The 11,390-nt window shown below is 42.6% G+C and carries 10 protein-coding genes and 1 tRNA gene; 5 read left to right on the top strand and 6 right to left on the bottom strand.

The genetic code is table 11. The features are described 5' to 3' along the window. Position 1 precedes the first annotated feature (1 nt). The 3 genes from nirD to cobA all read left to right on the top strand — a co-directional run bounded on the left by nirD (position 2) and on the right by cobA (position 4,451). Positions 2-385 carry a nitrite reductase small subunit NirD gene (gene nirD, locus DXX94_RS01040; protein WP_116000123.1) on the top strand — a complete coding sequence of 128 codons (384 nt, stop codon included), beginning with the start codon at positions 2-4 and terminating at the stop codon, positions 383-385. 14 nt (positions 386-399) lie between these two features. Beyond that, a complete protein-coding gene (locus DXX94_RS01045; protein ID WP_116013298.1) occupies positions 400-3,219 on the top strand; it encodes a nitrate reductase in 2,820 nt (939 codons plus the stop codon). A 245-nt stretch (positions 3,220-3,464) separates the two neighbouring features. Beyond that, positions 3,465-4,451, top strand: a complete 987-nt coding sequence (cobA, locus tag DXX94_RS01050; protein ID WP_116013299.1) for a uroporphyrinogen-III C-methyltransferase — start codon at positions 3,465-3,467, stop codon at positions 4,449-4,451. A 66-nt stretch (positions 4,452-4,517) separates the two neighbouring features. Here cobA and DXX94_RS01055 read toward each other — a convergent pair. After that, positions 4,518-4,594, bottom strand: a tRNA-Val gene (locus tag DXX94_RS01055). 239 nt (positions 4,595-4,833) lie between these two features. Between DXX94_RS01055 and DXX94_RS01060 the strand changes: the two genes are divergently transcribed. Beyond that, complete coding sequence (locus DXX94_RS01060; RefSeq protein ID WP_116013301.1) at positions 4,834-5,943, top strand: OmpA family protein; 1,110 nt, start codon at positions 4,834-4,836, stop codon at positions 5,941-5,943. A gap of 104 nt (positions 5,944-6,047) precedes the next feature. On the opposite strand, the gene DXX94_RS01065 is transcribed toward DXX94_RS01060, so the two are convergent. Together DXX94_RS01065 and DXX94_RS01070 are read right to left on the bottom strand one after the other, a co-directional pair. Next, entirely contained in the window at positions 6,048-6,992 is a 945-nt protein-coding gene (locus tag DXX94_RS01065) for a DUF3137 domain-containing protein (protein ID WP_116013302.1), read from the bottom strand. A gap of 51 nt (positions 6,993-7,043) precedes the next feature. Next, positions 7,044-8,396: an MATE family efflux transporter gene (locus tag DXX94_RS01070; RefSeq protein WP_116013304.1), complete on the bottom strand. Its 1,353-nt coding sequence runs from the start codon at positions 8,394-8,396 to the stop codon at positions 7,044-7,046. Between the two features lie 57 nt (positions 8,397-8,453). Here DXX94_RS01070 and DXX94_RS01075 point away from each other — a divergent pair, with 57 nt between their 5' ends. Then, positions 8,454-9,092: a riboflavin synthase subunit alpha gene (locus DXX94_RS01075; protein ID WP_116013306.1), complete on the top strand. Its 639-nt coding sequence runs from the start codon at positions 8,454-8,456 to the stop codon at positions 9,090-9,092. A 61-nt stretch (positions 9,093-9,153) separates the two neighbouring features. Here DXX94_RS01075 and DXX94_RS01080 read toward each other — a convergent pair whose 3' ends face one another. The 3 genes from DXX94_RS01080 to DXX94_RS01090 form a co-directional block, all read right to left on the bottom strand. Then, positions 9,154-9,360, bottom strand: coding sequence for a CPXCG motif-containing cysteine-rich protein (locus DXX94_RS01080; RefSeq protein WP_116013307.1), 207 nt, complete (start codon positions 9,358-9,360; stop codon positions 9,154-9,156). Positions 9,361-9,501: 141 nt separating this feature from the next. Next, positions 9,502-10,416, bottom strand: coding sequence for a fructosamine kinase family protein (locus DXX94_RS01085; RefSeq protein ID WP_258872060.1), 915 nt, complete (start codon positions 10,414-10,416; stop codon positions 9,502-9,504). Positions 10,417-10,456: 40 nt separating this feature from the next. Then, positions 10,457-11,275 carry a hypothetical protein gene (locus tag DXX94_RS01090; RefSeq protein WP_116013310.1) on the bottom strand — a complete coding sequence of 273 codons (819 nt, stop codon included), beginning with the start codon at positions 11,273-11,275 and terminating at the stop codon, positions 10,457-10,459. Positions 11,276-11,390 lie beyond the last annotated feature (115 nt).

Consider the following 11,390-nt stretch of genomic DNA (forward strand, 5'->3'; position numbering starts at 1 on the left):
TATGACACAAGCGTTAAAAGAGCAAACGGTAAACAAAGATTGGGTGACCTTGTGTGGTATTCAAGACCTAGTTGCTAACTCCGGTATCTGTGCCTTAGTTGCTAAGCCAAGTGAACAGGGGGAGCAACTAGAGAAACAAATTGCCATTTTTAGTATTCCCGACAGTGAAGAAAAAGTGTTTGCGGTTGATAATTTTGACCCGATTGGCAAAGCGAATGTGCTATATCGCGGCATTGTTGGCAGTAACAACGGCGAACCTATTGTTGCTTCACCACTTTACAAACAGCAATTTTCGCTGAAAACCGGTACTTGTATTCAAGAAGAAGCTGAAATAGGCGCTTATCCAGCGCGTATTCAGGACCAAGCGATCCAAGTCTATATCTAAGAGGATTGCAGTGTATGACGTGCGACCACACTATTGATAAGGCAGCTCAGCTTTGCGCTACTGGCTTGAATGAGCAAGCTCAATCTTTATCCTTAAATGAGCAGACTCACTGTTCATCTCTAAATGAGCAAGTTCATTATCCACCTAAAGCGACAAACGCTTTGGTGCAAAGTACGTGTGCCTATTGTGGCGTTGGTTGTGGTGTGGATATTACGATAAACGGCGAGCAGGCAACTAGTCTAACGGGCTCACCGGAGCATCCTGCTAACTTTGGTCGTTTGTGTGTCAAGGGAACGCACCTACTTGATACGGTTGATATCACCAATCGCTTATTAGTGCCTGAAATTGCCGGTGAGCAAGTAAGTTGGGATACGGCAATTAGCAAAGTTGCTGGTGAGTTTAACAAAATAATTAAGCAACATGGCCCCGATTCGGTTGCCTTTTATGTCTCGGGGCAGTTACTGACCGAAGATTACTATGTTGCTAACAAACTAATGAAGGGTTATATCGGCAGTGCCAATATCGATACTAACTCAAGGCTTTGCATGTCATCAGCAGTGTCGGCGTATAAACGAGCGTTTGGCGAAGACGTGGTGCCATGTGATTACCAAGATTTAGAACACACCGACTTAATCGTATTAATTGGCTCTAATGCCGCGTGGACGCACCCCGTATTGTTTCAACGTATGCAACGGGCTAAACAAATCAACCCGGCGTGTCAGCTCGTGGTGGTTGACCCACGTCGCACGGCAACGGCGGAAAGTGCCGAACAGCATTTAGCGATTAATCCCGGTACCGATGCCGCGCTGTATAACGGTTTATTGAATTTCTTGGCCGAACATGAAGCGTTGGACAAAGCTTACATAAACGACAATACACAAGGATTTGACGAGGCACTTGCCGAAGCCTCGCATTGGGACATGGCAAAAGTCAGTCAATTTTGTGGTGTTAGCCAAGCCCAGTTGCAAGATTTTTATCAGTTATTCCTGCGCTCAAAAAAAGCAATATCCATGTACTCCATGGGCATCAATCAATCGACTTCCGGTGTTGATAAATGCCATGCCATTATCAACGTGCATTTAGCGACAGGCAAAATTGCATCACTTGGCTCTGGGCCATTTTCGATCACGGGTCAGCCTAATGCCATGGGGGGGCGCGAAGTAGGTGGCTTAGCTAACCAATTAGCGGCTCATATGGATATTGAAAATCCAGCACATCGTGATTTAGTGCAAACGTTTTGGCAATCACCGCACATCCCAACCGAGCAAGGTGCGAAAGCGGTTGATATGATTGAACAAATGCAATCGGGCAAAATTAAAGCGGTTTGGGTTATGGCAACCAACCCTCTCGTGAGTTTGCCGGATCACAATCAAGTTGCTAAAGCATTTGAACAATGTGAGTTTGTCGTGGTGTCAGATTGCGTCGCTGATAATGATACATTGGCTTACGCTGATGTTAAATTACCAGCTACGCCATGGCTTGAGAAAAATGGCACTGTCACCAACTCTGAGCGCAGAATTTCAAGGCAGCGCGGTGCCTTAGCACCTGCAGGGCAAGCCAAACACGATTGGCAGATCATGTCGCTAGTAGCGCAAAAAATGGGTTTTAGTGGCTTTGATTACCAGCACCCTTACCAAGTGTTTACCGAATTTGCTGCCTTATCTGGCTATCAAAACGCAGGGGACAGCAAGCGCGTTTTTGATATGTCAGGCTTGGCACGACTAACACTCGCCGAATATGAGCAATTACAACCTGTGCAATGGCCAATAAAAGGGCCAATAAAAGCGGGCGTTCAAAAAAGCGCACGTGTATTTGCAGACGGTCAATTTGCTACTGTGAGTGGCAAAGCTAAGTTTTTCGCAGTAACCCCACAATTACCTCAGCAGAAAGTCAGTAAAGCATATTCATTAGTACTTAACAGCGGTCGTTATCGCGATCAATGGCATACGATGACACGCACAGGTGCTGCATCTGCGCTAACTCAACATTTAGCGAAACCCTATATTGCTGTTAACCCGCAAGATGCGATAAAACTAGGTTTAACAGAACACCAGATTGCCCATGTTCAATCGCAAACCGGTGAGTTATTTGTCCCTGTGCAAGTCACTGATACCGTTAATTTCGGTGAGTGTTTTATGCCAATTCACTGGAACGGCCAATTTTCATCAAATGCAACGGTGTCAACGCTTTACAATGCAGTGGTAGATCCTATTTCTGGTCAACCTGAATTGAAACATACTGGTATTGCAATAGAAAAGGCTAACTTTGCTCAGTATCTTGATTGCTACTTTGCAGAGGATATTGCCGCTGATACACCATACTGGTTAAAAGCTAAGCAGGAGCATTGTTGGCACTACCAACTTGCCACCAGTGAAGAGCAGCCAATGACCATCGCCAAACTGCAAAAACTTTTTCCGTTCCAAGGGGAGTGGTTAAGCTTTAACGATGAAGATAACCAACTTTCTCATGTGATTTGCCTGCAAAATGGCGCACTGAAATGTGTCGCTTACTTTGCCAATCAGGCATTTAATGAAGCGAAAAAATGGGTCGATAGTCTGTTTGGGCAAGACAGTTTGTCATTTGCCGAAGTGCAAGCCTTACTTTCTAAAACAGCGCCAGCCAGTGCAGACGAAAGTCGGAACGTGTGTAGTTGTTTCAATGTTTCTGAAGCGAGTATTCGAGAGGCGGTAATGTCTGGTACAGACAGCGTTGCCGCGCTGGGTAAGTCACTAAAGTGTGGCAGTAACTGCGGCTCGTGTAAGCCAGAATTACAAGCCATTATTAATGATTGCCAATCGAACCTAATCGACATTAAAGAAGTCGCCAGCGCTTAGTTAGTGTCTATTTAACCTCAGGTTTGGATAAGAAATAGTGAATAGCAAAGTTAATTCAAATACTTAGATTTGCAATTACCTTCTAGCGAGTAATTTTCACTGATATCAAGGCGAATTTACGCGTCAATAGCTGGCCTATTGCAAGTGAAGTCAACGCAGATAGGAGTGAAAATAGCCGCTAGAAGCACATTAGTTATCCAGAGCTGAGGTTACTTATTAAAATTTAAGATGCTTAAGGAGTTAGTATGCAGTTAAGCTTATTTAAAACCCCGTTATTTTGGTTTAGGCATCAACAAAAGCGCCGTTGGGCTGCCAAAAGTGTTAAAAATGTCGCTGCTGGAGCGAATACTAGTGATGCCCTTGCTAATAATGTCAGCAAATTAACCTGGCTAACGCGTAAGCTAAATCAACACAAGAACAGCTCGTCAGTACTATCCACCGACAAAAATTCTGGGCAAGTGGTATTTGTTGGGGCAGGGGCTGGCGACCCAGAGCTATTGACGTTAAAAGCGGTAAAAGCACTGCAGCAAGCAGATATTGTATTAGTTGACTGGCTGGTGAACCCTGAAATTAATGCCCTTATTCCAGATCATATCGAACGTGTATTTGTTGGCAAAAAATGTGGTCAACATTCAGTCACACAAGCAGAAATTTGTCAGCTATTGGTTGATTACGCGGCTCAAGGAAAACGAGTTGTGCGATTAAAAGGGGGAGACCCGTCGATATTTGCGCGACTTGCCGAAGAAACGGATGTGCTTTCGCAAGCGAATGTTCCATTTCAAGTCATCCCCGGTATTACTGCGGCGACAGGCTGCGCCGCTTATTCCGGTATTCCGTTAACCCATAGAGACTGCGCGCAATCAGTGAAATTTATTACTGCTCATGGCAAGCAAGAAGAGCATGAATGTGATTGGCATTTGATTGCAGCAGAGCAAAGTACACTGGTTTTTTATATGGGCTTGAATCGTGTTCAGTTAATTTGTCAGCGATTAATAAGTCACGGCATGGCAGCAACGATGCCGATTGCGGTGATTGACCAAGGCACGAGTCATACTCAGAAAGTAGTTTGCAAGTCTTTGGCATCGATGGATGCGGCAAGTGATTTAGCTGACTTTCAAGGCCCAGCGTTAATTATCGTAGGTAAGGTGGTTGAAAAGCGCGTAGACGTTAATTTATCGCTGGTTGATGGTGAAGCGCCTACCATTTCCGCAAGTGCTTTCGAAGCCGCTTAGCGATAAAAAACTTGTAATAATCTCTCAAAACGAAAAAAGCCGCACAATGTGCGGCTTTTTAAAATGTGGTGGGTGCGACTGGAGTTGAACCAGCGACCTCTTGCATGTCAAGCAAGCGCTCTAACCAACTGAGCTACGCTCCCAAATCAATGTTGCCTTAGCAACGGAGCGCTATGTTAGCGATGCTATTTTACAGTTGCAAGTGTTTTTCGCGATATTTTCTCAAATTTGGTTTGTTCGATTAATTTAACAACAAATCACTAAATTTATTGATTAAATTAGCATCGTTATTAACAATGTAATTAAATAACTCGGTAGTTTAAAAATCTTCACGCATTGATAAGCCCCAAACGCAGGGCATGGAAAAATTAAGGGAATCTAGATGAAAAATAATAAAATTATTGCGCTATTGGTAGCGGGAGCGTGTTCTTCAGCATTTTCAATGGGAGTAATGGCAAACGAGCAGCCAGATGCCTCAGTTTTGGTTAAGCAAGCCTATGGCGGTATTCATTACAGCTATTTTGATGCAGACAATGAACGACTGACCGTGGCAGGTGATCGTGCGTCAGGGTTAGAAGAGGGCGATGGTGCAGGTTTGTCACTTGGCTATCGTTTTTCCGAATACAACGAATTGCGTATTCAGTATACCGACTTGTCAGTTGATGCATTGCGCAGTGTTTATGGCGACCAAGATGGTCGTTCGGTAGCAATTGACGTTTTACACTTTCCAAGCAAAAAGAACCTTTACCTTATTGGTGGTTTTAAAGAAATTGATTTAGAAGAAAAAGAAGTATCAGCCAACATTGGTATGGGGTATCGTCATTACTTCACTAATCGCTTTGCTGGTTTTGTTGAAGGTAAAGGGCATTATCAATTTGAAGAGTACCATACTGATTTTAACGCCACTTTGGGTTTAATTTACTTCTTTGGTGAGAACAAGGCACGTACAGCCTCACCTGTAACGTCAAAACCAACCGTAGCTAAGCCCGTAACGGCTAAACCAGCGACAACGCCTACCATTAAAGATGCTGATAAAGACGGTGTTATTGATAGTTTAGACCAGTGTCCAGGCACACCAACAAACCATATGGTCGATATTAAAGGCTGTACCTTGTTTAGCGAGAAAATGCGTTCTATTGAAGTGCAAGTAAACTTTGATAACAACAGTGATGTCATTAAGCCTGAGTTTTATGGTGAAGTTGAAAAGTTGGCTAACTTCTTAAAACAATACAGCGGTGTTAATCTGACTATTGAAGGTCATTCATCTAGCGTTGGTGCGGCAGGCTACAATAAAACCTTATCAATGAAACGTGCCCAAGCCGTTGTTGATATGCTGGTAAACGAATATCGCATTGACGGTGGACGATTAAACGCTGTTGGCTATGGCGAAGAGCGTTTAATTAACGAGGCAAATACTGCTGCTGCTCATGCAGAAAATCGCCGTATTATGGCAACAGCGGAAACTAGTGAAAAAGTTGCAGTTGAGAAATAGCTGAGCCTATCAAGCCTGCTGCTAAAGAAAGAAAAAAGCGCAAAGTGGATTAACTTATACAATTAATTACTTTGCGCTTTTTTATGCTCCTTGCGAAGCAATTATTAGTGCTGGCTATTGGATGGAAGTCCTAATTCTCGTAATAAACCCGTATAAAACACTAAATCTTGAAACAGGCCTTTGATGATGTCAAAGTCTGTTAAAGCTAGTGCTAGTTGAGGCTCGAATAAATCCCTGCCTTCGGGGATTGCAATGTAAACATTTTGGTCAATAAAAGATAGCGATATCGCGATTCCCTTTTTTTGATTTCTATAGTCAACTAATTTATCCATCAACTTGGGCGATAGCATTTGTAATATGGTATCTGGCGCTGAGCTGACAACGGAGAAATATTGGCTAAATTCACTTTCCTGTAATGCTACGTTTTCACCAATACGTTGACTTTGAAAATGGCCAAATAGCTTTGCTTTTATCCCTTGCTTGGCATTTTCTTTCGCTAAAATATAACTAGAGTGAGAAAATGGTGTGGGACGTTGAGCTTTGAGAAATAGACCGATAAAAATCGGATTTTTTAGCGAGCCGCCTTCAGGCCGCTGAATGATCTGTTCTACAAAAAGTTCAGACATTTCAATCTTAAAGCCTTCGAGCTCGCCACAAATAAGATCTTCACCACCGTAACTATCAACTTTTGTGGGGTACAAACCGCTTTGTTCGAACTCGGGTTGAGTGATGAATTTGTCTTTATGCCAGATTAGCGACTTGTCAATTTCACTCAACAGAGTCACCATTATTTGTTTTTTGTAACTACTTCGGAACTTGTCCCAACTGAACTTAAAGGTGACAAAGCAATACGCCATAATGGCAAATAGCGCAATTAGCAAAGGCGTTGAGTCAATGCCTGACAATACCGCGATAAAAAAGGCACCTACGGAAAAGGTAAGCGCTTTTTTCTTCTTTAATGTCGCTAAACGAGAGGTTTCTAGTGGCGCTAACTTGGGTTTTAGCTTTTGTTCAAACAGCAAATTTAACTTTGCACTGTCTATGTTCATTTCTCGTCCACCTCCAAAAAATGAGCTAGCTTTTGAAAATATACTCTAATCTTACGCTAGCCGTGCTTGCACAACCTTTAATCGAATAGCCAACAGCACAGCGGCGGTGGTTAAGCCTGAGATAAAACCAATCCAAAAGCCTGATGGGCCTATCGGCTCAATTATCCAATCCGTTAAACCGAGTATTAATCCAATAGATAAGCCGACAATCCAATATGAGAAAAATGTGATGATCAATATTGAGGTAGTATCTTTATACCCACGTAATGCACCTGCTGAAATCACTTGAATAGCGTCTGAAAACTGAAATAGTGCCGCTAAGAACATTAAGCTTGCTGCTAGCTCAATTACAGGTAGTTCAGTGGTATAAATACCCGCAATCTCGGATTTAAACAGTAACGTGCCAGAGGCTGTAACCACGGCAATAACTAAGCCTAATAGTGCTGAATACCAACAAATATCTTTTGCATCCTGATATTGTTTGTTGCCGACGGCAAAGCCCACTTTTATCGTCACCGCCATAGCAAGGCTCAGCGGGATCATAAATACCAGCCCCGAGAAGTTAATGGCTATTTGGTGGCTAGCCACAACTTCAGCACCAAATGGCGCCAAAATTATCGCGACCACAGCAAATAAACTCACTTCAAACAGCAGTGATAGCGCGATAGGCACACCCAGTGCTAATACCGTTTTTATTTCTGACCAGTTTGGCCAATAAAAACGCTCAAACAAGTGCGCTTGTTTGAGGTGTTTTGAGAAGTAGGTATAGGCCAACATAGATAAAAACATTGCCCAATAAACCAGCGCGGTAGCTAGGCCGCACCCAGCGCCGCCCAGTGCAGGCATGCCGAACTTACCGTAGATAAATATGTAGTTAGCGGGGATGTTAACTAGCAAACCAATGATACTAATGATCATGGTTGGTCGAGTATGCGACAAACCCTCTGAATAGTTCCTTAACACAAAGTACAAGCAAAACGCGGGTCCACCCCAAACGATATAGTCTAGGTAGTCAAACATTAACTTTTTGAGTTCTGGCTCAAGGGTTACTTCTTGATAAATTGCTGGCGCGGCGGTGGCGTTTAATAAGATAAGTGAGCCACCTAAAAACAAGCCAATCCACGCAGTTTGATAGGTTGCACTTGCGACCTTATCAAATGCCTTAGCGCCTGAGTATTGAGACACGATTGCCGCTAAAGCCATCATAATACCGGAAATCGTTAGAATGGCTGGTAACCAAACACTACTAGCAACCGCTACAGCAGCCATGTCAGTTGCGCTTACACGACCAGCCATTACCGTATCGGCAAAGCCCATTAAGTTTTGGATCAGTTGGGCAATAAGAATCGGGTAGGCAAGTTTAAGTAAACTTTTTGATTGATAAATAAAATCTGATAAGCGCATGAAAACCTGAATGCTTTGCTGTTAAAATAGCGAAAAATTTTAAGGGGTAAATAATATATGTTTACTGGGATTGTGCAATCGAAAGCACAAGTTTTATCAGCACAAACTAAGCATGGCGTTTGCCAGTTATGCATCGCTGTTGACAAGCAATATGCACAGCAAATTGAGTTGGGCGCCAGTATCGCGATTAATGGTGTATGTTTAACGGTTGTCGAGCAGCAATCGCTTGATGAAACGCTCGACAAAATTCGCTTTGATGTGATTGATGAAACGTTACGCGTAACCAACCTTGTATCGATTAATACTGGCGACTTCGTGAATTATGAGCGGTCGTTAAAAGTTGGCGATGAAATCGGCGGGCATCAAGTCTCGGGGCATATTCATGCGATGGCCAGTGTGACTAACATTGAAAATATCGGTGATAATCGCAGTGTTTATTTTGAGTTAGCGCCAAGTCAACAAGCAGCTTATGCAAAGTACATATTTGGCAAAGGGTTTATCTCAATTAATGGCACGAGTTTGACCTTAGGTGAGTCAGTGGAAAACGGTCACTTCAATGTGCATTTGATCCCTGAGACATTAACCAGAACCAATATTGGTGACCTTAAGGTTGGTGATAACGTCAATATTGAAATGGATCAGCAAACCATTACTATCGTGTCGACGATAGAGCGAATGAAATTACAATTAGACTAACCTTAAAAACGCAGAGATAAGTAGGCCAGTTTTACGCCGCTTTTCGCTCAAGCAGTTATGCTTAAAAAACTTGTTCGTCGTCTGCGTCTACTTGTAGCTCAATTTTTTGGTCGACCTCATCAATATGCATGTTCAAATGAATTTCACTGCAACATGCTGGGCAATCGTCGTAATAATCTTGGTCACCGGCACTTGGGTCTAACGTTACGTGTAAGTGGTGTCCGCAGTGTGGACACTCAATCCGCTGTTGCTGGAGTTCTTCGAGCATAATTGACCTCTTCACCTTTGCTCAAACGTCTTTTAAGTATGACCAAAATATGTGATTCTGCTAGCCGCAGCTAAGTCTCTGATAAGCGGTAAAATAGTAGTTTATAGGCGTTTTACGTGAATTTTTAACGATTGGTCGTGGCTAACTTGGCGTTGATAAAATTCGCTGCAAACTAGCTTTTGACTGGTCAATGTAGATACCACCGAACATATTGGCGTGATTAAGTACATGGTAAAAGTTATAAAGCAGTTTTCGTTTGGCATAACTTTTCGATAATGGGTATATCGCTTGGTAGCCTTGATAAAAACTTGCGGGAAACAAGCCAAATAATTCTGTCATGGCAATATCAGCTTCGCGATCACCGCAGTAACACGCAGGGTCGTAAAAAACGCCCTGTAATTCAGTAAAACTTACGTTACCTTGCCATAGATCGCCGTGCAGTAAACTTGGCTGTGGGTGATGGTGGGCGAGCAGCTTTTGGCAATGCGCGCAAATGTAGTCAATATTACCCAACAAAATGGATTTTTCTTCTAACGAGGCTAACTGCCAACCAATACGTTGCTCTGCAAAAAATACACTCCAATTTTTCTGCCATTTATTAGGTTGTCGAGTATGACCAAGGTAGTTGTCGTTTTGCCAACCAAATTCACCATGAGTGCAAACTTGGTGCATTAGAGCAAGTTGTTGACCGATTTGAAACCACTGGCTATCGCTGCCACTGGTTAATGCTAAATATTCAAGCACCAGAAAACTTTTATCTAGTGTGCTGCCAATCGCAATAGGCTTGGGTGATTTAACGTCAGAAAGAGTGGCCAGTTGGTCAAGCGAATACCACTCTTGCGCTAAGTTATCGTATGCAGTTTTGTTGTTCACCTTAACGAAGTAGTTTTGGTCTTTACCACTAATGTGAAATGCTAAGTTGATATCACCGCCAGAAATAGGGGATTTATTTTCAATACTGAACGCCTTTCCTGTGCTTTTAGTTATCGCAGATTCTACGCTGTGCCACATAGTTAATAGAATATTAAATACCAATAATTGCTTAGTATAGAACAAGTTGCGGTAACCGTTTGCGGCGCTTTATCAGCACCTTTACTTAGTGTGTTGGAGAAATTTGAACTGCTTGCTCTTTAATTGAGTTGATGTGAAATTGTTGCCATTGAGATGCGGGTAACTGTTGTTCAATGTTTCGCATGGTTTGCCATACGGAATTCACTGTCATTTGATTAACTAGCCAAACTGGAATGGCCCCATTTGGATTGACGCTGAATTCGTAGGCAATATGAATATAGCCAAGTTGCTCAATGGGTTTGATTAGCCAGTTCGCATGCAATACGCTAACCCTAACAATGTCGTCTGAAAGTGGTACTGAATTGCCTGCATCTTTCACATGAATATTGATGCTGAGATCCGACTGCTGTGTAAACTCTGTGTCTATCACCATATCTCGGGGCTTAACTGGCCAAATACCTTCAAAATAGGTGATGAAAATATTACGGGTTGGCGATTCCTGACTGACCAATTCACTATGGTAGGCATTATCCAGCCAATTGGGAATGTTGTCGTAATCTTGTAAAAACAATAAAAAACCGGAAAGGGAAGATCGAACGGTAAGCTCGGCTCTAATATGAGCAAGGTGCTTGTTTTCGTCATGGTTCTCGTTATGGTCTTCGTTTTGCTTTGCAGCCTTTGCAGCCTTTGCAGCCTTTGCACCCTTAGCTGTGTAGACTTTAATAGCGTCGCTAGTTCGCACTAATTGCCAATGTGTAGCTGTACCCTTATTTTCAACTTTTTCTACAATATCATTCGCGTAACTTTTACCAAGAATAAGAGGGTTTGCAACAATTAATAAAAGCAGTGGAAACGTTATTTTAACCAAATGATGAAAAAGCTTTGAAAAACGCCTGTTTGCCATTGAAATATCCGCTTAATTTTTCTATTCTTCTGGGCTCATTTGTATTAGACCATATTTTGCGTGTTTTAGGTTCGAAAACGTAATTCGAAACGATAGTGCAATTTCTGATGGCCAA

This window comes from Thalassotalea euphylliae (assembly GCF_003390375.1).
Taxonomy (GTDB): Bacteria; Pseudomonadota; Gammaproteobacteria; order Enterobacterales; family Alteromonadaceae; genus Thalassotalea_F; species Thalassotalea_F euphylliae_A.

What these genes read in the sequence shown, in the direction of transcription:
- DXX94_RS01075 (WP_116013306.1), top strand. Translation starts at nt 8,454, where the DNA reads ATGTTTACTGGGATTGTGCAATCGAAAGCACAAGTTTTATCAGCACAA.
- DXX94_RS01080 (WP_116013307.1), bottom strand. Translation starts at nt 9,360, where the DNA reads ATGCTCGAAGAACTCCAGCAACAGCGGATTGAGTGTCCACACTGCGGA.
- nirD (WP_116000123.1), top strand. Translation starts at nt 2, where the DNA reads ATGACACAAGCGTTAAAAGAGCAAACGGTAAACAAAGATTGGGTGACC.
- DXX94_RS01070 (WP_116013304.1), bottom strand. Translation starts at nt 8,396, where the DNA reads ATGCGCTTATCAGATTTTATTTATCAATCAAAAAGTTTACTTAAACTT.
- cobA (WP_116013299.1), top strand. Translation starts at nt 3,465, where the DNA reads ATGCAGTTAAGCTTATTTAAAACCCCGTTATTTTGGTTTAGGCATCAA.
- DXX94_RS01065 (WP_116013302.1), bottom strand. Translation starts at nt 6,992, where the DNA reads ATGAACATAGACAGTGCAAAGTTAAATTTGCTGTTTGAACAAAAGCTA.
- DXX94_RS01045 (WP_116013298.1), top strand. Translation starts at nt 400, where the DNA reads ATGACGTGCGACCACACTATTGATAAGGCAGCTCAGCTTTGCGCTACT.
- DXX94_RS01060 (WP_116013301.1), top strand. Translation starts at nt 4,834, where the DNA reads ATGAAAAATAATAAAATTATTGCGCTATTGGTAGCGGGAGCGTGTTCT.
- DXX94_RS01090 (WP_116013310.1), bottom strand. Translation starts at nt 11,275, where the DNA reads ATGGCAAACAGGCGTTTTTCAAAGCTTTTTCATCATTTGGTTAAAATA.